This window comes from Streptomyces sp. NC-S4 (assembly GCF_054353315.1).
Genome location: NZ_CM135937.1, coordinates 5,099,354 through 5,124,252 on the forward strand (window position 1 = coordinate 5,099,354; position 24,899 = coordinate 5,124,252).

General features: G+C 68.9%; 17 protein-coding genes, 1 tRNA gene and 1 pseudogene. 15 read left to right on the plus strand and 4 right to left on the minus strand.

Going from position 1 to position 24,899, the window contains the following annotated elements:
- The 6 genes and pseudogenes from ACXNSR_RS22980 (at position 1) to ACXNSR_RS23005 (ending at position 6,086) form a co-directional block, all read left to right on the plus strand.
- Entirely contained in the window at positions 1-429 is a 429-nt protein-coding gene (locus tag ACXNSR_RS22980) for a MaoC family dehydratase (protein WP_458637396.1), read from the plus strand.
- A 1,486-nt stretch (positions 430-1,915) separates the two neighbouring features.
- Positions 1,916-2,485, plus strand: coding sequence for a TetR/AcrR family transcriptional regulator (locus ACXNSR_RS22985; protein WP_458637397.1), 570 nt, complete (start codon positions 1,916-1,918; stop codon positions 2,483-2,485).
- Between the two features lie 81 nt (positions 2,486-2,566).
- Entirely contained in the window at positions 2,567-4,018 is a 1,452-nt protein-coding gene (locus ACXNSR_RS22990) for an MFS transporter (protein ID WP_458637398.1), read from the plus strand.
- 101 nt (positions 4,019-4,119) lie between these two features.
- Complete coding sequence (locus ACXNSR_RS22995; RefSeq protein ID WP_458637399.1) at positions 4,120-4,518, plus strand: DUF3291 domain-containing protein; 399 nt, start codon at positions 4,120-4,122, stop codon at positions 4,516-4,518.
- A gap of 64 nt (positions 4,519-4,582) precedes the next feature.
- Positions 4,583-5,653: pseudogene (locus ACXNSR_RS23000) on the plus strand (UDP-N-acetylmuramate dehydrogenase); the annotation flags it as partial.
- Positions 5,654-5,669: 16 nt separating this feature from the next.
- Positions 5,670-6,086 (plus strand): hypothetical protein, encoded by a 417-nt coding sequence (locus ACXNSR_RS23005; RefSeq protein WP_458637400.1) that lies wholly within the window; start codon positions 5,670-5,672, stop codon positions 6,084-6,086.
- Here the strand turns inward: ACXNSR_RS23005 and ACXNSR_RS23010 are convergent.
- Both ACXNSR_RS23010 and ACXNSR_RS23015 read right to left on the minus strand, forming a co-directional pair.
- Positions 6,076-7,095 carry an adenosine deaminase gene (locus tag ACXNSR_RS23010; protein WP_458637401.1) on the minus strand — a complete coding sequence of 340 codons (1,020 nt, stop codon included), beginning with the start codon at positions 7,093-7,095 and terminating at the stop codon, positions 6,076-6,078. The two genes, ACXNSR_RS23005 and ACXNSR_RS23010, sit on opposite strands and share 11 nt — an antisense overlap.
- Before the next feature lie 188 nt (positions 7,096-7,283).
- A complete protein-coding gene (locus tag ACXNSR_RS23015) occupies positions 7,284-8,510 on the minus strand; it encodes a pyridoxal phosphate-dependent aminotransferase (RefSeq protein ID WP_458637402.1) in 1,227 nt (408 codons plus the stop codon).
- A gap of 192 nt (positions 8,511-8,702) precedes the next feature.
- Between ACXNSR_RS23015 and ACXNSR_RS23020 the strand changes: the two genes are divergently transcribed.
- The 9 genes from ACXNSR_RS23020 (at position 8,703) to ACXNSR_RS23060 (ending at position 21,089) form a co-directional block, all read left to right on the plus strand.
- Positions 8,703-8,775: transfer RNA gene (locus ACXNSR_RS23020), tRNA-Trp, on the plus strand.
- A 106-nt stretch (positions 8,776-8,881) separates the two neighbouring features.
- The gene (gene secE / locus ACXNSR_RS23025) at positions 8,882-9,163 is read left to right on the plus strand and encodes a preprotein translocase subunit SecE (RefSeq protein ID WP_030825982.1); all 282 of its coding nucleotides are present in this window, start codon (positions 8,882-8,884) and stop codon (positions 9,161-9,163) included.
- 83 nt (positions 9,164-9,246) lie between these two features.
- Entirely contained in the window at positions 9,247-10,146 is a 900-nt protein-coding gene (nusG, locus tag ACXNSR_RS23030) for a transcription termination/antitermination protein NusG (RefSeq protein ID WP_458637403.1), read from the plus strand.
- A gap of 165 nt (positions 10,147-10,311) precedes the next feature.
- Positions 10,312-10,746 (plus strand): 50S ribosomal protein L11, encoded by a 435-nt coding sequence (gene rplK / locus ACXNSR_RS23035; protein ID WP_030008445.1) that lies wholly within the window; start codon positions 10,312-10,314, stop codon positions 10,744-10,746.
- Between the two features lie 89 nt (positions 10,747-10,835).
- Positions 10,836-11,564, plus strand: coding sequence for a 50S ribosomal protein L1 (gene rplA / locus ACXNSR_RS23040; RefSeq protein WP_150258764.1), 729 nt, complete (start codon positions 10,836-10,838; stop codon positions 11,562-11,564).
- A gap of 444 nt (positions 11,565-12,008) precedes the next feature.
- Positions 12,009-12,539: a 50S ribosomal protein L10 gene (rplJ, locus tag ACXNSR_RS23045; protein ID WP_364850894.1), complete on the plus strand. Its 531-nt coding sequence runs from the start codon at positions 12,009-12,011 to the stop codon at positions 12,537-12,539.
- A gap of 110 nt (positions 12,540-12,649) precedes the next feature.
- Complete coding sequence (rplL, locus tag ACXNSR_RS23050; protein ID WP_328789191.1) at positions 12,650-13,033, plus strand: 50S ribosomal protein L7/L12; 384 nt, start codon at positions 12,650-12,652, stop codon at positions 13,031-13,033.
- 576 nt (positions 13,034-13,609) lie between these two features.
- On the plus strand, positions 13,610-17,092 hold the full coding sequence (gene rpoB, locus ACXNSR_RS23055) for a DNA-directed RNA polymerase subunit beta (RefSeq protein ID WP_458637404.1): 3,483 nt from the start codon (positions 13,610-13,612) through the stop codon (positions 17,090-17,092).
- 97 nt (positions 17,093-17,189) lie between these two features.
- Entirely contained in the window at positions 17,190-21,089 is a 3,900-nt protein-coding gene (locus ACXNSR_RS23060) for a DNA-directed RNA polymerase subunit beta' (protein WP_458637405.1), read from the plus strand.
- Between the two features lie 78 nt (positions 21,090-21,167).
- Here the strand turns inward: ACXNSR_RS23060 and ACXNSR_RS23065 are convergent, their stop codons facing one another.
- Together ACXNSR_RS23065 and ACXNSR_RS23070 are read right to left on the minus strand one after the other, a co-directional pair.
- Positions 21,168-21,965, minus strand: coding sequence for a hypothetical protein (locus tag ACXNSR_RS23065; RefSeq protein ID WP_458637406.1), 798 nt, complete (start codon positions 21,963-21,965; stop codon positions 21,168-21,170).
- Positions 21,966-22,077: 112 nt separating this feature from the next.
- The gene (locus ACXNSR_RS23070; protein WP_458637407.1) at positions 22,078-24,558 is read right to left on the minus strand and encodes a YfhO family protein; all 2,481 of its coding nucleotides are present in this window, start codon (positions 24,556-24,558) and stop codon (positions 22,078-22,080) included.
- Positions 24,559-24,899 lie beyond the last annotated feature (341 nt).

Below are 24,899 nucleotides of genomic sequence, written 5' to 3' on the forward strand. Positions count from 1 at the left end.
ATGGCAGCGCAGATCCAGTACGCCGACGTCGAGGTCGGCACCGAGCTGCCGGCGGCGTCCTTCCCCGTGACGCGCGCCACGCTCGTCCAGTACGCGGGCGCCTCGGGCGACTTCAACCCGATCCACTGGAACGAGAAGTTCGCCAAGGAGGTCGGACTGCCGGACGTGATCGCGCACGGCATGTTCACCATGGCCGAGGCGATCCGCGTGGTCACCGACTGGGCCGGCGATCCGGGCGCGGTGGTCGAGTACGGCGTGCGCTTCACCAGGCCGGTCGTGGTCCCCAATGACGACCGGGGCGGGCTGATCGAGGTCACCGCGAAGGTCGCCGCGAAGCTGGACGACAACCGCGTCCGGGTCGACCTGACGGCCATGAGCGCGGGCCAGAAGGTCCTGGGCATGTCCCGCGCGGTGGTCGAACTGGCCTGAGCCGACGGGCGCAGCGCGGTGCAGTGAAGCGAAATGAAGTGAAGTGAAGCGGGAAGGGCGGGGGCGCCGGGGTGGCGCCTCCGCCCTTTTTGATGGGCGGGGGTGTGCGGGAGCCGGCGGGGCGGGGTCGGGTCGGGCGGGGCGGGGGCTTCGGTGGGGGTGGGGCGGGGTCTTCTGGGGCGGTGTCGGGGATGTGCTGGGGGTTTCCCGTCAGTCCCATCGTCCCTCCGTGTCGGGCCGGTCCCTCAAGGGCGCTCGTTCCTCGCGTCGCTTCGCGATGGCCTGCGGCCACCCTTGACCGACCGTCCCGCCCCGGAGAAACGAAAGACTGCCGGGAAGCCCCCAAAGGAACGGGCCGGGGGATCAAGACACGGACGGGGACGGTCGGCCATGCCCGGCCCTGTCGGGCGTAGGGGACGGTCGGCAGGCGGGGCCGACAGGAGCCGCCTGCCGGGACGGGGGTAGCGCGTCCAATCGCTACGCGCTCCTCATTCCTCAGCGTCCGACGACCGTCTTGGGCTGGACATAGGCCGCCCACGGCCTGGGGTGTTTCTCGCCGACAGCGGCCGACGGCCGTTTGTGGCCGTTCATAAGCCGCCCAATGCCTCGGTGCGACGCTCGACCTGCGCCCGTCGGCCGTCTGTGGCGGGTCATAGGCCACCCACGGGCCGCAGGTGCTTCTCCCGGGAGGTGTCTGGCGGTCGTCCGGGGCGGAAAGGCGTGAGACAGCGCCTATTCCGCAGTGGGTGCGGGTCAGTGTGAGCGGGCGGCCGGGCGAGCCGGAAGATTGCCCTAATTGCCCCTGTTTGGTGGTGGGTTTGTGGTGCGATGCTTGCGCTGACCCGGCTCCACTGCGGAATACCCGGACTATCGGCCGTCCGCCCCTTCTCGTCAGCCGCTGACGGCCGTCGGACGCGGTCAGGGAGAAGCGCGTAGCGATCTGGGGCGGCCTGTGCCCGGCCTGGGCCGGTCGTCGGACGCAGGTCGAGTGCCGGACCGAGGCCGTGGGCGGCCTATGTCCAGCCCCAGACGGTCGTCGGACGCTGAGAGATGAGGAGCGCGTAGCGATTTGGCGCGCCCACCGATCCGGGCCCCGGTCTGGATCGGCCTCGTCTGTCGGCCCTGGCTCACGTGGAAGGGGGCTGGGTGTATCCGACGCCCCGTCCCTGGAAAGGATCCTCCGGCCCGTTCCTCTGGGGGCTTCCCGGCAGTCTTTCGTTTCTCCGGGGCGGGACGGTCGGTCAAGGGTGGAGCGCAGCGACATCGCGAAGCGACGCGACGAAGGAGCGCCCTTGAGGGACCGGCCCGACCCGGAGGGACGATGGGACTGACGGGAAACCCCCAGCACATCCCTGATACCGCCCCAGAGGACCCCGCCCCACCCCCACCGAAGCCCCCGCCCCGCCCCGCCCCGCCTCCCGAGCCCGCCCCGCCCAACCCCCGCACCCCCTTGACTTGGTTAGTGATTGAGCACTAACTTGGTCACATGGTCAGGATGAGCGCAGATGAGCGGCGTGAGAGCGTCATTCGGGCGGCGGTGCATGAGTTCGCGCGTGGAGGTTACTACGGGACCTCCACCGAGGCGATCGCCAAGCGGGTGGGGGTTTCGCAGCCGTACCTCTTCCGGCTCTTCCCCAGCAAGCAGGCGATCTTCCTCGCGGCTTCCGAGCGCTGCCTGAGGGAGACGCGTGAGCTCTTCGCCGCTGCCGCCGAAGGGCTGCAGGGGGAGGAGGCCACGCAGGCGATGGCGAACGCCTACACCCGGCTGATCGCCGAGGATCCCGACAAGCTGCAGATGCAGCTCCAGATGTACGTCAGCGTCGCCGCCGCCGAGGCGGCCGGCGACCGCGAGCTCGGTGAGCTCGTGCGCAAGGGCTGGATGGAGCTCTGGGACACGGTCCACGTGCCCTTCGGCGGGGACGTCGGCGAGGGTACGACCTTCATGGCGTACGGAATGCTGATCAACACCCTCGCCGCCATGGGCTTCCCTCCCGGGCATCGGGTCTGGGAGGGTCTCTACCCGTCGGCGGGTGCCGAGGGGCGTCTGGAGAAGTGACGGCGTGCGGGATCTGCCCGCGCGCATTGTCATGGCCACGAAAGTTAGTCAGCAATAACTAACAAACCGCAGGGGGACATCGTGCACACGCAAGACACCAACGACACCAAGCTCCGGGGGCCCGCCGTCTGGGCCCTCGTCCTCACCGGCGTGGCCAGCTTCATGGCCGCGCTCGACAACCTGGTCGTCACCACCGCCCTCCCCGCCATCCGCGAGGACCTCGGCGGCAAGCTGGAGGACCTGGAGTGGACGGTGAACGCGTACACGCTCACCTTCGCCGTCCTCCTGATGTTCGGTGCCGCCCTCGGGGACCGCTTCGGCCGCCGCCGGCTGTTCATCGCCGGCCTCGCGGTCTTCACCGGAGCCTCCGCCGCGGCCGCCCTCTCCACCGGCATCGACGCGCTCATCGCCGCCCGCGCCGTGCAGGGCGTCGGCGCCGCGATCATGATGCCGCTCACGCTCACCCTGCTCACCGCCGCCGTCCCGGCCGCCCGCCGCGGCATGGCCCTCGGGATCTACGGAGCCGTCACCGGCCTCGCCGTCGCCAGCGGCCCCCTCATCGGCGGCAGCCTCACCGAGCACATCTCCTGGCAGTGGATCTTCTGGCTCAACGTGCCGATCGGCCTCGCCCTGATCCCGCTCGCCCGCCTGCGCCTCGCCGAGTCCACCGCCCCCGGCGCGCGCCTCGACATCCCGGGCACCCTGCTCATCAGCGGCGGCCTCTTCGGCATCGTCTACGCCCTGGTCAACGCCAACTCCGAGGGCTGGACCAGCGCCCCCGTCCTGACCGGCCTGATCCTCGGCTCCGCGCTCGTCGGCGGTTTCATCCACCACGGCTTCAACAACGCCAACCCCATGCTTCCCATGCGGCTCTTCCGTGACCGCGGCTTCCTCGGGATCAACCTGGCCAGCCTGCTGATGTTCCTCGGCATGTTCGGCTCGATCTTCCTGCTCAGCCAGTTCCTCCAGGGCGTCGCCGGTTACTCGCCCACCGAGGCCGGACTGCGCATGCTCCCCTGGACCGGAATGCCGATGATCGTCGCCCCGCTGGCCGGGATCCTCTCCGACCGCATCGGTGGCCGTCCGGTCGTCGCCGCCGGGCTCGCCTTCCAGGCCCTCGGTCTCGGCTGGTTCGCGGCGATCCTGAGCGCGGACGTCTCGTACGCGGCCCAGCTCCCGCCGCTGATCCTCAGCGGCATCGGTATGGCCCTCTACTTCGCCCCCGCGGCCAACGTCCTGATGTCCACCGTCGCCCCGGCCGACCAGGGCAAGGCCTCCGGCACCAACAACGCGCTGCGCGAGGTCGGCGGAGCCCTCGGCGTCGCGGTCCTGGCATCGGTCTTCTCCGCCCAGGGCGGCTACGAATCCCCGCAGGCCTTCACCGACGGCACCGTCCCCGCCCTGTGGATCGGCGCCGGAGCGGTCGCCCTCGCCGCCGCCCTGGCCCTGCTGGTGCCCCGCAAGGCCAAGGCCGCCCAGGCTCCCGCGAGCCGGCCCACCGCCGTCCCGGACAAGGTCCCCGCCGCCGGCTGACCCCACCCGCACCCGCACCCGCACCGGCACAGGCACTCGCACCCTCACCCGACCACGACCACGACCACGACCCCGACCACGACCGCCAAGGAGAGCCAGCCATGCCCGACGTCCCCTGGTCCACGCCCACCCAGGCCGCCCCCGACGCCGAGGTCTACGTCATGGCCTCGCGCTTCGAGACCGCCACGCTCATCGGCGCCGTCAGGTTCTTCCTCAAGGCGCCCGGCATCATCCTCCAGATGCGCAAGGCCCCGGGTGCCCATGGAGTCGCCCTCCGCGCCCGGGTCCTCAGCCGTACCTTCCTCACCCTCTCCGCCTGGGAGGACAGGGACGCGCTCTACCGCTTCGCCCGCAGCGAGCCGCACCGCTCCAGCTCCCGCGCCGCCAGCGCGTACACGAAGGAATCGGCGTTCACCTTCTGGACCGTGCGGGCCGACGAGCTCCCCCTCACCTGGGCCGAGGCCGAACGCCGCCTCGCCGAGCAGAAGACGGACCGCTGACCCCGTCGGCAGGGGGACGAGTGAGTACGGTCCGTGGCCACGCAGGGATGCGAGGGACACGGACCGTACTCTTGTCCACGTGCAGGAACTCCACGATGCCCCCCTCGCCCCGCTGACCACCTTCCGTCTCGGTGGTCCCGCCGCCCGCCTGGTCACCGCGACCACCGACGCCGAGGTCGTCGCCACCGTGCGCGCCGCGGACGAGAGCGGGACCCCGCTCCTGGTCATCGGAGGCGGCAGCAACCTGGTCATCGGCGACCGGGGCTTCGACGGCACCGCCCTGCGCATCGCGACCACCGGCTTCACCCTCGACGGCACCACCCTGGAACTCGCCGCGGGCGAGAACTGGAGCGACGCCGTGGCCCGCACCGTCGAGGCCGGCCTGGCCGGTATCGAGTGCCTCGCGGGCATCCCCGGCTCGGCCGGCGCCACCCCGATCCAGAACGTGGGTGCGTACGGCCAGGAGGTCTGCGACACGATCACCGAGGTCGTCGCCTACGACCGCACCACTGGAGAAACGGTCACCCTGAGCGCCGCCGAGTGCGCCTTCCGGTACCGCAACAGCACCTTCAAGGACCAGCCCGACCGCTACGTCGTCCTGCGCGTGCGCTTCGCCCTGGAAGACGCAGGCGGCCTGTCGGCACCGATCAAGTACCCCGAGACCGCCCGCGCCCTCGGCGTCGAGGCCGGCGACCGGGTCCCCGCCGCCACCGCCCGCGAGACCGTGCTGCGGCTGCGCGCCGGCAAGGGCATGGTCCTCGACCCCGCCGACCACGACACCTGGTCGGCCGGCTCCTTCTTCCACAACCCGATCCTGACCGACGAGGCCTACGCCGCCTTCCTCACCCGCGCCCAGGACCGCCTCGGCCCCGAAGCCGCCCCGCCCGCGTACCCCGCCGGCGACGGCCGTACGAAGACCAGCGCGGCCTGGCTGATCGACAAGGCCGGCTTCACCAAGGGCTACGGCACCGGCCCGGCGCGCATCTCCACCAAGCACACCCTCGCCCTCACCAACCGCGGCGAGGCCACCACCGAGGACCTCCTCACCCTGGCCCGCGAGGTCGTCGCGGGCGTCCACGCGGCCTTCGGCGTCACCCTGGTCAACGAACCGGTGACGGTCGGCGTCAGCATCTGAGGAGCCCCGGCCGCCCATGCTCTGTCCCCTGCACGGGGCCGGTACGGACCCCACCCGTCTCGTGGGTCGCACGCTCAGCCGAGTCGTCGCGTCCTGGCACGTCAGCGACGGCGAACGTTCCGAGGCGCCCCTCGACGTCTGGCTGATCGACAGCATCGGCGACACCATCCGCATCACCACCGGATCCGACCAGTGCCTCATCGTCGAGTCCGCCACCCCGCACGCGGCGTACGACATGGGGGAGTGGGGCCGCATCGAGGTCGGCGAGGACCTCGGCGACCACCCCTTCCTGCAGCACCTCGGCGAGACCGTCGCCTCGGTCGCCGAGTTCGCCCTGCCCGAACAGGGCCGCACCCACCTGGAGATCGGCTTCCTGGACGGCGGGCGGGTACGCGCCGACTGCTACGAGGGGGACCTGCGGCTCACCCGGTGAGCCAGTGGTCGATCCCCGCCAGCAGCTTGGCCTGCACCTCGTCGGGGGCCGCGCTGCCGCGCACCGACTGGCGGGCCAGCTCGGCGAGCTCCGCGTCCGTGAAGGCGTGGTGGCGGCGGGCGATCTCGTACTGGGCCGCGAGCCGGGACCCGAAGAGCAGCGGGTCGTCGGCGCCCAGCGCCATGGGGACCCCGGCCTCGAACAGGGTGCGCAGCGGTACGTCCTCGGGCCGCTCGTAGACCCCGAGGGCGACGTTGGAGGCCGGGCAGACCTCGCAGGTGATCTGCCGGTCGGCGAGCCGCTGGAGCAGCCGGGGATCCTCGGCGGCCCGCACCCCGTGCCCGATCCGGGAGGCGTGCAGATCGTCGAGGCAGTCGCGGACGGAGGACGGGCCGGTGAGCTCGCCGCCGTGCGGTGCGGCGAGGAGACCGCCCTCGCGGGCGATGGCGAAGGCCCGGTCGAAGTCGCGGGCCATGCCGCGGCGCTCGTCGTTGGAGAGGCCGAACCCGACGATGCCGCGGTCGGCGTAGCGGACGGCGAGGCGGGCGAGGGTACGGGCGTCGAGGGGGTGTTTCATGCGGTTGGCGGCGATGAGGACCCGCATGCCGAGGCCGGTCTCGCGGGAGGCCGCGTCGACGGCGTCGAGGATGATCTCGACGGCCGGGATCATCCCGCCGAGCAGGGGGGCGTAGGAGGTGGGATCCACCTGGATCTCCAGCCAGCCGCTGCCGTCCCGTACGTCCTCCTCGGCGGCCTCGCGGACCAGGCGCCGGATGTCGTCGGGCTCGCGCAGGCAGGAGCGGGCGGCGTCGTAGAGCCGCTGGAAGCGGAACCAGCCGCGCTCGTCGGTGGCGCGGAGCTTGGGCGGCTCCCCGGCCGTGAGGGCGTCGGGAAGGCGCACGCCGTACTTGTCGGCGAGCTCCAGCAGGGTCGATGGCCGCATCGACCCGGTGAAGTGCAGGTGGAGGTGGGCCTTGGGCAGAAGCGTGAGATCGCGTGCGTGCTCCATCTGGTGATCCTGCCGTACCGCTGCGCTCGGCGGGAGGGGGTTTTACCGATCGGGGGCTTGCGCGAACGCGTGAGCGGGGGCCGGAGCCGCGCCTCAAACGCCGGCGGGGCTGAGGTAGCGGGGCCGGGAAACGCCTGGGCGGCGGCACCCTCGGGGGTGCCGCCGCCCAGGTCCGGCTGCGGGCCGCGTCAGGCCTTGGCCTCCGCAAGGAGCTTCTGGATGCGGGAGACACCCTCGACCAGGTCCTCGTCGCCCAGGGCGTAGGACAGGCGCAGGTAGCCGGGGGTGCCGAAGGCCTCGCCCGGGACGACCGCGACCTCGACCTCGTCCAGGATCAGGGCGGCGAGCTCGACCGAGCTCTGCGGGCGCTTGCCGCGGATCTCCTTGCCGATGAGCTCCTTGACCGACGGGTACGCGTAGAACGCGCCCTCGGGGGTCGGGCAGAAGACGCCGTCGATCTCGTTGAGCATCTTCACCATCGTCTGGCGGCGGCGGTCGAAGGCCTTGCGCATCTCGGCGACCGCGTCGAGGTTGCCCGAGACGGCGGCCAGCGCGGCGACCTGGGCCACGTTGGAGACGTTGGAGGTGGCGTGCGACTGGAGGTTGGTCGCGGCCTTGATGACGTCCTGCGGGGCGATGACCCAGCCCACGCGCCAGCCGGTCATCGCGTACGTCTTGGCGACGCCGTTGACGATGATGCACTTGTCGCGCAGGGCCGGGACCAGGACCGGCAGCGAGGTGAACTTCGCCTCGCCGTAGACCAGGTGCTCGTAGATCTCGTCCGTCAGCACCCACAGGCCGTGCTCGGCGGCCCACTCGCCGATCGCCTTCGCGTCGGCCTCGCTGTAGACCGAGCCGGTCGGGTTGGACGGGGAGACGAACAGGACGACCTTGGTGCGCTCGGTGCGCGCGGCCTCCAACTGCTCGACGGAGACGCGGTAGCCGGTGGTCTCGTCGGCGACGACCTCGACCGGGACACCGCCGGCGAGACGGATGGACTCCGGGTAGGTGGTCCAGTACGGAGCCGGGACGATGACCTCGTCACCCGGGTCCAGGATGGCCGCGAAGGCCTCGTAGATGGCCTGCTTGCCGCCGTTGGTCACCAGGACCTGCGAGGCCTCGACCTCGTAGCCGGAGTCGCGCAGCGTCTTGGCGGCGATCGCGGCCTTGAGCTCGGGCAGACCGCCGGCCGGCGTGTAGCGGTGGTACTTGGGGTTGCGGCAGGCCTCCACCGCAGCCTCGACGATGTAGTCCGGAGTCGGGAAGTCGGGCTCGCCGGCACCGAAGCCGATCACCGGGCGCCCGGCGGCCTTGAGGGCCTTGGCCTTGGCGTCCACGGCGAGGGTGGCGGACTCGGAAATGGCGCCGATACGGGCGGACACCCGGCGCTCGGAGGAAGGCGTTGCAGAGGTCATACGAGCAATCGTCCCAGACGGCAAAGAAGCGCCGCACACCGTTTCAGTCAACGGACCGGCGCATGTCGGATCGGGCGCTGTTCGACGTCACGGCCCGGTTCACGTACACTCACCTGTCGTTGGACCTCACCAGCCGCTGCAAGCGCGAGCACTCCGTGCACTCGCTCGGATGCGGTAGGTTGGGGGACGCAAAGGGTCGTAGCTCAATTGGTAGAGCACTGGTCTCCAAAACCAGCGGTTGGGGGTTCGAGTCCCTCCGGCCCTGCTCCACACTCCATCTCGGACGTGTGTGCGCAGGTACGTACTTAGATGCAACGCCGTGCGGCGCAACCGGGCGCGGTACGGCCACGACCCGGATTCAGGTGAGAGACGTGACGGACGCCCTGGGCTCCATCGACATGCCTGACGCCGAGGACGAGACGCGCGAGAAGAAGGCCCGCAAGGGCGGCAAGCGCGGCAAGAAGGGCCCTCTGGGCCGTCTCGCGCTTTTCTACCGCCAGATTGTCGCGGAACTCCGCAAGGTTGTTTGGCCGACTCGCAACCAGCTCACGACGTACACCACCGTGGTGATTGTCTTCGTGGTCATCATGATCGGTCTGGTGACCGTGATTGACTATGGGTTCCAGGAAGCCATCAAGTTCGTCTTCGGCTGATCCCCGCGGAGGGCGGCGCCTGATGGGTGCCGCCCGTTTTCGCATGTTCCACCACCTTTTGTATCCAGGAAGAAGCAGCCACCGTGTCTGACCCGAACCTGAACGCGAGCCACGACTCCGTCGAGTCCGTCGAGGACGAGCTCGACATCGTCGAGGCGGCAGACGCTGTGGACCCCGACGAGGCCGACCTCGCCGACGTCGAGGCGGGTGTCCCCGCCGAAGAGGCCGCGCTGCACGTCGAGTCCGACGAGGACGAGGACGAGGACGACGAGGCTGACGTCGTCGACGTCGACGTCGAGGTCGAAGAGGCTGCTGACGAGGTCGAGGCCGACGAGGAAGAGGCTCCGGTCGAGCCCGCCGAGCCCGTCGACCCCATCCAGGCCCTGCGCGACGAGCTGCGCCTGCTCCCCGGCGAGTGGTACGTGATCCACACCTACGCCGGCTACGAGAAGCGCGTGAAGGCCAACCTCGAGCAGCGCGCCGTCTCGCTGAACGTCGAGGAGTTCATCTACCAGGCCGAGGTGCCCGAGGAAGAGATCGTCCAGATCAAGAACGGCGAGCGCAAGAACGTCCGGCAGAACAAGCTGCCCGGCTACGTTCTCGTCCGCATGGATCTGACGAACGAGTCCTGGGGCGTCGTCCGCAACACGCCTGGCGTCACCGGCTTCGTGGGCAACGCGTACGACCCGTACCCGCTGACCCTGGACGAGATCGTCAAGATGCTCGCCCCGGAGGCGCAGGAGAAGGCCGCCAAGGCCGCCGCGGAAGAGGCCGGTCTGCCCGCGCCCGCCGTCAAGCGCACCATCGAGGTCCTGGACTTCGAGGTCGGCGACTCGGTCACCGTCACCGACGGTCCGTTCGCGACGCTGCAGGCGACCATCAACGAGATCAACCCCGACTCGAAGAAGGTCAAGGGCCTCGTCGAGATCTTCGGCCGCGAGACCCCGGTCGAGCTCAGCTTCGACCAGATCCAGAAGAACTGATCTTCTGAGCGACAGCTTCCGGACAGGTCAGATCGCCCCGTGAAGGGCGGTCTGACCTGCTCGGTTTTTAGCCCCGCACCGATACCCGTTATCGTGGTGCGGTATGCCTCCATCCGGATGACCGGATGGGCGGCTGAAAACTCTCACTAGGACCCGGAGAGAGCAATGCCTCCCAAGAAGAAGAAGGTCACGGGGCTTATCAAGCTCCAGATCAAGGCCGGTGCGGCCAACCCGGCTCCGCCGGTCGGCCCCGCGCTCGGTCAGCACGGCGTCAACATCATGGAGTTCTGCAAGGCCTACAACGCCGCGACCGAGTCGCAGCGTGGCATGGTCGTGCCGGTGGAGATCACGGTCTACGACGACCGCTCCTTCACCTTCATCACCAAGACTCCGCCGGCCGCGCGCCTCATCCTGAAGCACGCGGGCATCGAGAAGGGCTCCGGCGAGCCCCACAAGACCAAGGTCGCCAAGCTCACGGCTGCCCAGGTCAAGGAGATCGCCGAGCTGAAGATGCCCGACCTGAACGCCAACGACATCGACGCCGCCGTCAAGATCATTGCCGGCACCGCGCGTTCGATGGGCGTCACCGTCGAAGGCTGATCCAGCCACCCCCCAGCACCATCAGTGGTAGGACCAAGCGCTGGTCCGCACCACGACTCCATGCCTGAAGCCGAAATACAGGAGCAGAAGTGAAGCGCAGCAAGACTCTCCGCGCTGCGGACGCCAAGGTCGACCGGGAGAAGCTGTACGCCCCGCTCGAGGCCGTCCGTCTCGCCAAGGAGACCTCCACGACCAAGTTCGACGGCACCGTCGAGGTCGCCTTCCGCCTGGGTGTCGACCCGCGCAAGGCCGACCAGATGGTCCGCGGCACCGTGAACCTCCCGCACGGCACCGGCAAGACCGCCCGGGTCCTGGTCTTCGCGACCGGTGACCGTGCTGCGGCCGCGGAAGCCGCCGGCGCCGACATTGTCGGCGACGACGAGCTGATCAACGAGATCGCCAAGGGCAACCGCCTGAACGAGTTCGACGCCGTTGTGGCCACCCCGGACCTCATGGGCAAGGTCGGCCGCCTCGGCCGCGTGCTCGGTCCCCGTGGCCTGATGCCGAACCCGAAGACCGGCACCGTCACGATGGACGTCGCGAAGGCTGTCACCGAGATCAAGGGTGGCAAGATCGAGTTCCGCGTCGACAAGCACTCGAACCTGCACTTCATCATCGGCAAGGTCTCCTTCTCCGATGACAAGCTGGTCGAGAACTACGGCGCGGCCCTGGACGAGATCCTTCGTCTGAAGCCGTCCGCCGCGAAGGGCCGCTACATCAAGAAGGCCGCCATCAGCACCACCATGGGCCCCGGCATCCAGCTGGACCCGAACCGCACCCGGAACCTCCTCGTCGAGGAAGACCCGGCTGCTGTCTGAGCCTGACGGCTCACCGAGTGGCTCAGCGGGCCCCTCGCCCCCTTCACAGGGCGGCGGGGGGCCCGCTCCCGTGTTCGGGGCCGGGCATGCCCCCTGAAGGCGGACGACGCCGTCAGGGCGGCCCTCGGGGTGACTGCGGGGCGGCCTCGGGGCGGGCCGCGGCGCCATCGCCCGGGCGGCCCGCGGGGCGGCGCCCGAGGCGATTTGCCTCGGCTGCACCCCTTCACGTAGTCTTCCCCAGAAGCCAAAGACCGCTGGTCGTTGCCGTGCCCGCAAGGGTTCGGTGGCCGAAGGATCCGTTGAATACGGACGACCCGCGTAGGTGACTGTGGAAGGTTCCTGGAATTCGTTCCGGTCGAGCCACGCCCTGGCGCCTGCGCCGGGGCGTTTTTTGTTCAGCCCCTTCTGAGCGGTCCTCATCACCCGGAAGGAGGCGAACGCACCATGCCGACGCCCAACAAGGCTGCATCGGTAGCCGAGCTCAAGGACGCGTTCCAGAGCTCGAACGCCGCCGTGCTGACCGAGTACCGGGGTCTCACCGTCGCGCAGCTCAAGACGCTGCGTCGCTCCCTCGGTGAGAACGCCCAGTACGCCGTGGTGAAGAACACGCTGACCAAGATTGCGGCCAACCAGGCCGGGATCACCGCGCTGGACGAGCACTTCGCTGGTCCGACCGCGGTCGCCTTCATCACCGGTGACCCGGTGGAGTCGGCGAAGGCTCTGCGTGACTTCGCCAAGGAGAACCAGAACCTCATCATCAAGGCCGGTGTCCTTGACGGTAAGGCTCTCTCCGCCGACGACATCAAGAAGCTTGCGGACCTCGAGTCCCGCGAGGTTCTGCTCAGCAAGCTGGCCGGCGCGTTCAAGGGCAAGCAGTCTCAGGCTGCCTCGCTCTTCCAGGCGCTGCCGTCGAAGTTCGTCCGCACCGCGGAAGCGCTTCGCGTCAAGCTCGCCGAGCAGGGCGGTGCCGAGTAATTCGGCTCGCGCACTGATCCGCGCCGCCTAGTGCGCGGGTCGTAGCGGGCCGTTACGCCCGCCTCTATATACATCCGGCACCTGCCGATTTAGTGGAAGGATCGCCCATCATGGCGAAGCTCTCTCAGGACGACCTCCTCGCCCAGTTCGAGGAGATGACCCTCATCGAGCTCTCCGAGTTCGTTAAGGCCTTCGAGGAGAAGTTCGACGTCACCGCCGCCGCGGCCGTCGCCGTTGCCGGCCCCGCCCAGGGTGGCCCGGTTGCCGACGCCGCCGAGGAGCAGGACGAGTTCGACGTCATCCTCACCGGTGCCGGCGACAAGAAGATCCAGGTCATCAAGGTCGTGCGCGAGCTGACCTCCCTGGGTCTGAAGGAGGCCAAGGACCTCGTGGACGGCGCCCCGAAGCCGGTCCTCGAGAAGGTCGCCAAGGAGGCCGCTGACAAGGCCGCCGAGGCCCTCAAGGCTGCCGGCGCGGCTGTCGAGGTCAAGTAACACCTCTGAGGCCCTCCAGGGCCTCATCCAAGGGCGATCACCCGTAAGGGTGGTCGCCCTTTGGCGTACCCGCGGTGCCTGACTTGCCCTGGTCCCGTTGGGGAGTAGGGTGATCATCGTTGCTCCGACGCAGGGTCCGAAGATGATCCGCTCGGAGCAGGGGGCCTTGACGAACGGGACGCGGCGCGCAATTCTCAGTCCCGTCGAGAGGTCGACCAGCTGGATCCTGGATCCCAGGCATGGATCGACTACGAAGAGGGCAGTACTGATACGCGCTCTGTGCACGTGTACGGGCGCCGCAGCGTTGGACACAGTGTTGGTTGAACGACATGGGGAAGGCCTGTTGCCGGTTTCCGGAAACCTGGTCTGGACATCAGTGAGCCGAGTGGCTACACTGACCCTTTGCGCTGCCTGTTAGCTGTCCCCTGCCCGTCGCCAGGGACATGCCCACGCTTGAGCACACTTGATTGATCCACCCTGACCTGGCCTTTTCGGTTGGATTCGGGGGGCTTGTCTTCTGTGTCTGCTGGGACCGGTACGCGCGTAGTGAGTCCGAGCCCTCGGAAGGACCCCCTCTTGGCCGCCTCGCGCAACGCCTCGACCAATACGAACAACGGTGCCAGCACCGCCCCGCTGCGCATCTCCTTTGCAAAGATCAAGGAGCCCCTCGAGGTTCCGAACCTCCTGGCGCTGCAGACCGAGAGCTTTGACTGGCTTCTCGGCAATGCCGCCTGGAAGTCTCGCGTCGAGTCGGCGCTTGAGAGTGGACAGGACGTCCCCACCAAGTCCGGTCTGGAAGAGATCTTCGAGGAGATCTCGCCGATCGAGGACTTCTCCGGGTCGATGTCGCTGACCTTCCGCGACCACCGTTTCGAGCCGGCGAAGAACTCTGTCGACGAGTGCAAGGAGCGCGACTTCACGTACGCGGCTCCGCTGTTCGTCACGGCCGAGTTCACGAACAACGAGACCGGAGAGATCAAGTCTCAGACGGTCTTCATGGGCGACTTCCCGCTCATGACCAACAAGGGCACCTTCGTCATCAACGGCACCGAGCGTGTCGTCGTGTCGCAGCTTGTCCGCTCCCCCGGTGTCTACTTCGACTCCTCCATCGACAAGACGTCCGACAAGGACATCTTCTCCGCCAAGATCATCCCGTCCCGGGGTGCCTGGCTGGAGATGGAGATCGACAAGCGCGACATGGTCGGTGTCCGCATCGACCGCAAGCGCAAGCAGTCCGTCACCGTCCTCCTGAAGGCTCTCGGCTGGACCACCGAGCAGATCCTCGAGGAGTTCGGCGAGTACGAGTCCATGCGCGCCACCCTGGAGAAGGACCACACCCAGGGTCAGGACGACGCGCTGCTCGACATCTACCGCAAGCTGCGCCCGGGCGAGCCGCCGACCCGCGAGGCCGCTCAGACGCTGCTCGAGAACCTCTACTTCAACCCGAAGCGCTACGACCTCGCCAAGGTCGGCCGCTACAAGGTGAACAAGAAGCTCGGCGCCGACGAGCCGCTCGACGCCGGTGTGCTCACCACCGACGACGTCATCGCGACGATCAAGTACCTGGTCAAGCTGCACGCCGGCGAGACCGAGACGACCGGCGAGTCCGGCCGTTCGATCGTGGTCGAGACCGATGACATCGACCACTTCGGCAACCGTCGTCTGCGCAACGTCGGCGAGCTCATCCAGAACCAGGTCCGCACGGGTCTGGCTCGTATGGAGCGCGTCGTCCGCGAGCGCATGACGACCCAGGACGTCGAGGCGATCACGCCGCAGACCCTGATCAACATCCGGCCGGTCGTCGCCTCCATCAAGGAGTTCTTCGGCACCAGCCAGCTGTCGCAGTTCATGGACCAGAACAACCCGCTCTCGGGCCTGACCCACAAGCGCCGCCTGTCGGCGCTGGGCCCCGGCGGTCTGTCCCGTGAGCGGGCCGGCTTCGAGGTCCGTGACGTTCACCCGTCGCACTACGGCCGCATGTGCCCGATCGAGACCCCCGAAGGCCCGAACATCGGTCTGATCGGCTCGCTCGCCTCCTACGGCCGCGTCAACGCGTTCGGTTTCGTCGAGACCCCGTACCGCAAGGTCATCGACGGTGTCGTCACCGACGAGGTCGACTACCTCACGGCCGACGAGGAAGACCGCTTCGTCATCGCCCAGGCCAACGCCGGCCTGTCCGAGGACATGCGCTTCACCGAGAACCGCGTGCTGGTGCGCCGTCGTGGCGGTGAGATCGACTACATCGCCGGCGACGACGTCGACTACATGGACGTCTCCCCGCGCCAGATGGTGTCCGTCGCGACCGCGATGATCCCCTTCCTCGAGCACGACGACGCCAACCGTGCCCTCATGGGCGCGAACATGATGCGCCAGGCCGTTCCGCTCATCAAGGCGGAGGCCCCGCTCGTCGGCACCGGCATGGAGTACCGCTGTGCGGTCGACGCCGGTGACTCGATCCGTGCGGAGAAGGACGGTGTCGTCCAGGAGGTCTCGGCCGACTACATCACCGTCGCCAACGACGACGGCACGTACACCACGTACCGCGTCGCGAAGTTCTCCCGCTCGAACCAGGGCACCTCGGTCAACCAGAAGGTCATCGTCAACGAGGGTGACCGGATCGTCGAGTCCCAGGTCCTCGCCGACGGTCCCGCGACCGAAGAGGGCGAAATGGCCCTCGGCAAGAACCTGCTCGTGGCGTTCATGCCCTGGGAAGGTCACAACTACGAGGACGCGATCATCCTGTCGCAGCGCCTCGTGCAGGACGACGTCCTCTCCTCGATCCACATCGAGGAGCACGAGGTCGACGCCCGTGACACCAAGCTGGGCCCCGAGGAGATCACCCGGGACATCCCGAACGTCTCCGAGGAGGTCCTCGCCGACCTCGACGAGCGCGGCATCATCCGCATCGGTGCGGACGTCGTCGCCGGCGACATCCTGGTCGGCAAGGTCACGCCCAAGGGTGAGACCGAGCTGACCCCGGAGGAGCGCCTGCTCCGCGCGATCTTCGGTGAGAAGGCCCGCGAGGTGCGTGACACCTCGCTCAAGGTCCCTCACGGTGAGATCGGCAAGGTCATCGGTGTCCGCGTCTTCGACCGCGAGGAGGGCGACGAGCTTCCTCCGGGCGTGAACCAGCTGGTCCGCGTCTACGTCGCCCAGAAGCGCAAGATCACCGACGGTGACAAGCTCGCCGGCCGTCACGGCAACAAGGGTGTCATCTCCAAGATCCTTCCGATCGAGGACATGCCCTTCCTGGAAGACGGCACGCCGGTCGACATCATCCTGAACCCGCTGGGTGTCCCGTCCCGAATGAACCCGGGACAGGTCCTGGAGATCCACCTCGGCTGGCTCGCCAGCCGCGGCTGGGACGTTTCCGGCCTGGCGGAGGAGTGGGCCGAGCGTCTGAAGGTCATCGGGGCCGACCGTGTCGAGCCCGGTACCAACGTCGCCACCCCCGTGTTCGACGGTGCCCGCGAGGACGAGCTCGCCGGCCTCTTCGAGCACACCATCCCGAACCGCGACGGTGACCGCCTGGTCCTCCCGTCCGGTAAGGCGCGTCTGTTCGACGGCCGCTCCGGCGAGCCGTTCCCGGACCCGATCTCGGTCGGGTACATGTACATCCTCAAGCTCCACCACCTGGTCGACGACAAGCTCCACGCTCGGTCGACCGGTCCGTACTCCATGATCACGCAGCAGCCGCTGGGTGGTAAGGCACAGTTCGGTGGCCAGCGCTTCGGTGAGATGGAGGTGTGGGCGCTCGAGGCTTACGGCGCCGCTTACGCCCTCCAGGAGCTGCTGACCATCAAGTCCGACGACGTCACCGGCCGCGTGAAGGTCTACGAGGCCATCGTCAAGGGCGAGAACATCCCCGAGCCGGGCATTCCCGAGTCCTTCAAGGTGCTCATCAAGGAAATGCAGTCGCTCTGCCTCAACGTGGAGGTGCTGTCCTCGGACGGCATGTCCATCGAGATGCGCGACACCGACGAGGACGTCTTCCGCGCGGCGGAGGAGCTCGGTATCGACCTGTCCCGGCGCGAGCCGAGCAGCGTCGAAGAGGTCTGACGGGCCTGACGGGGGGCTCGCTCAAGAGCCCCCCGTCATCCCCGGGACCGTTCAGACCATGATTGAGACTCGACCCCGAAAGAGGGATTGACGCACAGTGCTCGACGTCAACTTCTTCGACGAGCTGCGGATCGGCCTTGCCACCGCGGACGACATCCGAACCTGGTCGCACGGCGAGGTCAAGAAGCCGGAGACCATCAACTACCGCACCCTCAAGCCCGAGAAGGACGGACTCTTCTGCGAGAAGATCTTCGGTCCTACCCGGGACTGGGAGTGCTACTGCGGCAAGTACAAGCGTGTCCGCTTCAAGGGCATCATCTGTGAGCGTTGTGGCGTCGAGGTCACGCGCGCCAAGGTGCGCCGCGAGCGGATGGGCCACATCGAGCTTGCCGCTCCCGTCACCCACATCTGGTACTTCAAGGGCGTCCCGTCGCGCCTCGGATACCTGCTGGACCTCGCGCCGAAGGACCTCGAGAAGGTCATCTACTTCGCCGCGTACATGATCACGTTCGTCGACGACGAGCGTCGCACCCGCGACCTCCCGTCGCTGGAGGCGCACGTCTCCGTCGAGCGCCAGCAGATCGAGAACCGCCGTGACGCGGACCTCGAAGGCCGGGCCAAGAAGCTCGAGTCCGACCTGGCCGAGCTGGAGGCCGAGGGCGCGAAGGCCGACGTGCGCCGCAAGGTGCGCGAAGGCGCCGAGCGCGAGATGAAGCAGCTCCGTGACCGCGCCCAGCGCGAGATCGACCGCCTCGACGAGGTGTGGGCCCGCTTCAAGAACCTCAAGGTCCAGGACCTGGAGGGCGACGAGCTCCTCTACCGCGAGCTGCGTGACCGCTTCGGCACGTACTTCGACGGCTGCATGGGCGCCGCCGCGCTGCAGAAGCGCCTGGAGTCCTTCGACCTCGAGGAGGAGGCCGAGCGCCTCCGCGAGATCATCCGTACCGGCAAGGGCCAGAAGAAGACCCGTGCGCTCAAGCGCCTCAAGGTCGTCTCCGCGTTCCTGCAGACCAGCAACAAGCCCAAGGGCATGGTTCTGGACTGCGTGCCGGTGATCCCGCCGGACCTGCGTCCGATGGTGCAGCTGGACGGTGGCCGCTTCGCGACCTCCGACCTGAACGACCTGTACCGCCGCGTGATCAACCGCAACAACCGTCTGAAGCGTCTCCTCGACCTCGGTGCCCCCGAGATCATCGTGAACAACGAGAAGCGCATGCTTCAGGAGGCCGTGGACGCCCTCTTCGACAACGGTCGTCGTGGTCGTCCGGTGACCGGTCCCGGCAACCGTCCCCTGAAGTCCCTCAGCGACATGCTGAAGGGCAAGCAGGGTCGATTCCGCCAGAACCTTCTCGGTAAGCGTGTGGACTACTCCGCGCGTTCCGTGATCGTCGTCGGTCCGCAGCTGAAGCTGCACCAGTGCGGTCTGCCCAAGGCCATGGCGCTGGAGCTCTTCAAGCCGTTCGTGATGAAGCGCCTGGTCGACCTGAACCACGCGCAGAACATCAAGAGCGCCAAGCGGATGGTCGAGCGCGGCCGCACGGTCGTCTACGACGTCCTCGAAGAGGTCATCGCCGAGCACCCGGTCCTGCTGAACCGTGCGCCCACGCTGCACCGCCTCGGCATCCAGGCCTTCGAGCCCCAGCTGGTCGAAGGCAAGGCCATCCAGATCCACCCGCTCGTCTGCACCGCGTTCAACGCGGACTTCGACGGTGACCAGATGGCCGTGCACCTGCCGCTCTCCGCGGAGGCGCAGGCCGAGGCCCGCATCCTGATGCTGTCCTCGAACAACATCCTCAAGCCGGCCGACGGCCGTCCGGTCACGATGCCGACCCAGGACATGGTCCTCGGTCTGTTCTTCCTGACCACCGACGGTGAGCTGCGCAACACCAAGGGCGAGGGCCGCGCGTTCGGTTCCACGGCCGAGGCGACGATGGCGTTCGACAACGGCGAGCTCGCGCTGCAGTCGTCCGTCGACATCCGCTTCCCGGTGGGCACCATCCCGCCGCGCGGCTGGGTGGCGCCGGTCGCCGAGGAGGGCGAGCAGGAGTTCCAGCCGGGCGACAGCTTCCGTCTGAAGACCACCCTGGGTCGCGCGCTCTTCAACGAGCTGCTGCCCGAGGACTACCCGTTCGTCGACTACTCGGTGGGCAAGAAGCAGCTCTCCGAGATCGTCAACGACCTGGCGGAGCGCTACCCCAAGGTCATCGTGGCGGCGACGCTCGACAACCTGAAGGCGGCCGGCTTCCACTGGGCGACCCGTTCGGGCGTCACCGTGGCCATCTCCGACGTCGTCGTGCCCGAGGCCAAGAAGGCCATCGTCGCGGGCTACGAGGCGCAGGACGAGAAGGTCCAGAAGCAGTACGAGCGCGGTCTGATCACCAAGGACGAGCGCACGCAGGAGCTCATCGCGATCTGGACCAAGGCGACCAACGAGGTTGCCGAGGCGATGAACGCGAACTTCCCCAAGACGAACCCCATCTTCATGATGGTTGACTCGGGTGCCCGAGGAAACATGATGCAGATGCGACAGATCGCCGGTATGCGTGGTCTGGTGTCGAACGCGAAGAACGAGACCATCCCGCGTCCGATCAAGGCGTCCTTCCGTGAGGGCCTCACCGTTCTGGAGTACTTCATCTCCACGCACGGTGCCCGTAAGGGTCTGGCGGACACCGCCCTGCGTACCGCCGACTCGGGTTACCTGACCCGTCGTCTGGTGGACGTCTCGCAGGACGTGATCATCCGCGAGGAGGACTGCGGCACCGAGCGCGGCCTGAAGCTGAAGATCGCCGTTCGCGGCGAGGACGGCGTGCTGCGCAAGGCCGACGACGTCGAGACCTCGATCTACGCCCGCATGCTGGCCGAGGACGTCGTCATCGACGGCAAGGTCATCGCGCCGGCCAACGTCGACCTCGGTGACGTGCTCATCGACGCCCTGGTCGCCAACGGCGTCGAGGAGGTCAAGACCCGCTCGGTCCTGACCTGTGAGTCCGCGGTCGGCACCTGTGCCTTCTGCTACGGACGCTCGCTCGCCACCGGCAAGCTGGTCGACATCGGTGAGGCGGTCGGCATCATCGCCGCCCAGTCCATCGGTGAGCCCGGTACCCAGCTGACGATGCGTACCTTCCACACCGGTGGTGTGGCCGGTGACGACATCACGCAGGGTCTGCCGCGTGTCGTCGAGCTCTTCGAGGCCCGTACCCCGAAGGGTGTCGCCCCGATCTCCGAGGCCGCCGGCCGCGTGCGGATCGAGGAGACCGAGAAGACGAAGAAGATCGTCATCACGCCCGACGACGGCAGCGACGAGACGGCGTTCCCGATCTCGAAGCGCGCCAAGGTCATCGTGCACGAGGGCGACCACGTCGAGGTGGGCCAGAAGCTCACCATGGGTGCCACCAACCCGCACGACGTGCTGCGCATCCTCGGCCAGCGTGCCGTCCAGGTCCACCTGGTCGGCGAAGTCCAGAAGGTCTACAACTCGCAGGGCGTGTCGATCCACGACAAGCACATCGAGATCATCATCCGGCAGATGCTGCGCCGCGTGACGATCATCGAGTCCGGCGACGCGGAGCTCCTGCCGGGCGAGCTGGTCGAGCGGTCGAAGTTCGAGACCGAGAACCGTCGTGTGGTCACCGAGGGCGGTCACCCCGCCTCCGGCCGTCCGCAGCTGATGGGTATCACCAAGGCCTCGCTCGCGACCGAGTCGTGGCTGTCGGCGGCGTCCTTCCAGGAGACGACCCGAGTCCTGACGGATGCGGCGATCAACGCCAAGTCCGACAGCCTCATCGGCCTCAAGGAGAACGTCATCATCGGTAAGCTCATCCCGGCCGGTACGGGCCTCGCCCGCTACCGCAACATCCGGGTGGAGCCCACCGAGGAGGCCAAGGCCGCGATGTACTCGGCCGTCGGTTACGACGACATCGACTACTCGCCCTTCGGCTCCGGCTCCGGCCAGGCCGTCCCGCTGGAGGACTACGACTACGGCCCGTACAACGGCTGAGTCGCAGCAGAGCAGTAACCGCAGGGCGGTCACCCGTGAGGGTGGCCGCCCTGCGGCGTTCCTGGCCCGGGCGGGACGTCAGGAGCCGTTGCCGGTACCCCACAGGACGAATCCGTCGGTGCCGCCCACCGCCGTCATGCCCTCGGTGATCGACCCCGTCAGCGTCGGGCGCAGCTTCCAGTCCCCGTCCTCCCACACCGCGGACGCGGTGAGGGCGGCGTGCCTGCCGTCCGCCGTCCGCACCAGGATCATGGCCGTGACCTGGTCCTTCGAAGCGTTGATGAGCCTGAAGCCGAGGAAGGTGCCGTCGCTGCCGGGGGTGCCGGTCTTGTTCGTGTCCGGGAGCTTGCTGCGCTCGGCGATGAACGCGTCCCGGCCCGGCCCGCGGGCCAGCTGCTTCTCGGTGACGACCTTCCAGTCGGAGCCGCCCATCTTCGCGGAGATGGCGTGCAGCGCGATCACGGCACCGAGCGGAGTGCGCGCGAAGCAGGACCAGACGGGGCCGTCGACCTTCAGGGGGCCGGCGGCCGGGGAGGCCGGCAGGAGGTCGGTCTGGTAGATCATCCACTTGAGGTCGGCGGGACTCCGCGTCGGCACGGCCTGGTCGGTGTCGTTCGTGCCGCACCCCGCGGGGCGGCCCTCGGACGTGCCGGACGGCTGCTTCGCCTGCTCCGCGGGGACGGACGCGGTGCCGGCGGCCGCCGGAGCGGACGCCCGGGGCCGCCCGTCGCCGTCGGTCGAGTCGTCTTCCGCGTGCTGCGCGCACCCGCCGACCAGGAGCGTCGACAGCAGGAGCACGGCCGGGACCAGCGGGCCGCGCCGGTGCCCGAACGCCTTTGCCGTCGTGCCGTCCGCTGCACGGACCTTGCTGAGCATGCGAAATCCCCCATGGTGATGTCTGATCGTTTGCCGCCGACATCATGGCAGGGGATATCGAAAGAATGATCGAATGAGTCCGGTTCGCGAACGGGGCGCGCGCCGCGAGCGATCAGGATCCGGACCTGTGGCGGCGGCGCAGTCGGGCGGTCAGGGGGACCGCGGTGAGGGTCAGGAGGGCCAGTGCGCCGCCGGTCAGGCCGGCCGTGAAGCCCTTCGGGGTGAAGGTGCAGGAGACCTCGGTCGTGCCCGGGGGGAGGTCCACGGCCAGCAGGCCGTGGAAGGGCTTGACCGGGGCCGAGCAGCTCCAGCCGGGGACCGCCGTGGTGGCGATGACGGCCGTGCCCCGCGTGCCCGCGGGGAAGGTGGCCCCGATGGAGTGGTCGCCGACCTCGACCGCGGTGGCGCCGGTGGCCTTCAGACGGTCGACGGAGGCGGCGAGGGCCGCGCGGTCCAGGCAGCCCAGCGGGTGGGCGCCCGCGTCGGCGCCCTCCGTACGGGTCCGCACGGTGACCTCGACCTTGCCGGAGGCCGGGACGGGGCCGAGCGGGGTCACCCCGGTCATCTCGTCCTCCAGCGGCTTCTCGGTGTCGCCGGCGCGGATCGTGCCGTAGAGGGCGGGGGAGTACCAGTAGGCCTCGGACCCGGGGGTGCACTGGGCGGTGTACGTCTGCTCGGTGGCGGTCCCGCCGCGGGTGATCGGCGGGACCTGGTGGACGGTGGCGCCCAGGACGTTCTCCTGGCGGGCGTAGACGCTGTCCGCCGGGTTGGGGGAGGTGTAGGGCGCGCTGCGGACGGTGACCAGCGGGGGCGCGGGGAACTTCGAGGCCGTCCAGGTGCCGGGGGCGGTGCCCGGGCGGACGCGCGCGCCGATCGAGAAGATCGCGTCGAGTACGGGGTCGTCGGCGCCGAAGAAGGTCCGGCCGTCGTTCTTGAAGCCGTATCCCAGGGGCTCCAGCGCCGCGTAGGTGGCCTCGGGGAGGTAGCTGCTGTAGTACTGCGGACCCTCCGCCCGCAGCGCCAGGGCGTCGTTGTACGCGCTCTGGGGCGCGCCCGAATCGGTCCGGTGGGCGGGCCAGCCGGTCACGTCGCGGACGGCTTCGAAGTGGTCGCCGATCGACCGGTTCGAGGTGACGACGGGCTTGGCCCAGCGCTCGCGGGCCCGGCGGGCGTCCGCGTTCGCGGCGGCCACAGTGGACTCGGCGAACACCACGCCGATCATCAGGGCGGCGGCCACCGGGATCAGGAACCGGCGCTTCTCGCCCAGCCGCAGCAGGACCAGGGCCAGCAGGGAGACCGCACCGCCGCCGAGCACGGCGGGCCAGGTCCAGCCGCCGAAGTCGTCGGTGCGGCGCAGTACGAAGGCGGCCGCCACCAGGAGGGCCGCGACGAGGGCCAGGTGCAGGGGGCGCGGCCGGTTGGCCAGTGCCAGCCAGGCCACGATCACGACCATCCCGCTGAAGACGAAGGCCTCGCGGTACGGGTTGCCGTTGGGCACCGCCAGGCCGTGCCACACGTACTGCGTGGGCGGGAACTGGAAGGAGGCCAGCACGAGCAGGGTCGCGGCCGCCCACACCAGACGGGTCCGCCGGGCGACCGCCGTGTTGAGGACGAAGGCGCCGGCCAGGATCAGCCCGAGCGAGGCGACGTAGAGCCGCGGGCGGCCGCCCCACAGGTGCGTGGCCGGGAGCATGCCCGCGAGGAAGACCTCGATCCGTACGGGGTCGAAGGCGGCCGCCTTCGTGGGCTGCGCGGCCCCGCTCGCCAGGAACGAGGGCAGGAGCAGCGGCAGCGTCAGCAGGATTCCGGTCCCGGACGCCGTCGCGGCCCGCCACAGGGCGCGCAGCCGGTCGCGGGCCGTCATCTCGCGGGTGGCCATGCGGACGGCCAGCAGGACGCAGGCGGCCATCGTGGCCATCATCGCGGTGTAGAAGTTCCCGAACCAGGCGAGCGCGACCAGCAGGACCACGCCCGGCCAGCGGCGCTGCTCCAGGCACCACTCGACGGCGATGCCGAGCATCGGGAGCGCGACCAGGCCCCAGAGCCACATGGGGATGTACGAGGCGTCGCTCAGCGCCCAGCCGCACAGGCCGTACGTGGCCCCGAGCACGCCCCGCTGCCACCAGGGGCCGGGGTGCAGCTTGCCGAGGTACACCGTCATCACGGCGGCGGCCGCGCCCATGGTGACCGGGGTGATCGCGAAGACCGCGAGGTCGACGTGGGCGCGCGGGACGACGACGGCCAGCCACGAGAAGGGGTTGCCGAGATAGGTGTGGTAGTCGGCGAGGAACTGCTGTCCGAAGCCGCCGCGCCAGGTGAACAGGACGTCGCCGGCGGCCTGCCCGTGGACCAGGTCCCACAGCGCCCGGTGGAAGGGCACGTACTGGTTGGCCTGGTCGTTCAGGGCCCGGCCGGTGTTCCCGAAGGGGAAGGTGCCGCGCACCACCCAGGCGGCGCAGAAGGCGCCCGAGGTGATCAGGAAGGCCAGCAGGGGACCGCGGGAGCGGGTGATCCTGCGGATGGCCGGTCCGCGCGGGGCGGGTCTGCGCGGGGCGGGGGGACGAGCGTCGACTGTGGTCGGCCCGGGTGCCACGGTCCCCAATGTCCTGCTCCCTGCTGATCGACTCGCGGGTGTCCCGCGCCGGTCAAGCCGTCAGTTTAGGGCGCCGGGGCCGGGCGCCGGGCCGATGGGGCCGCTCCCCACTTGCGCGCGGCGGGTTTTCGTGCTGGGCATTTGTTTTGACCTACCTCTGTGAGGTAGGTACGCTCTGACCTTGTGCCTGGGGTGTGCCCTGGGCTCCCGCGCGTGCTCAAGACCCCGCGGAGAGCCGAGAAGACCACACCGCAATCTGCGCCCGATTCACCTCGGTGAAAGCGTGCAGTGTTCGACACACCCGACCGCGTGGGTCGGGAAAGTTCCAGGTTAGTTTCACT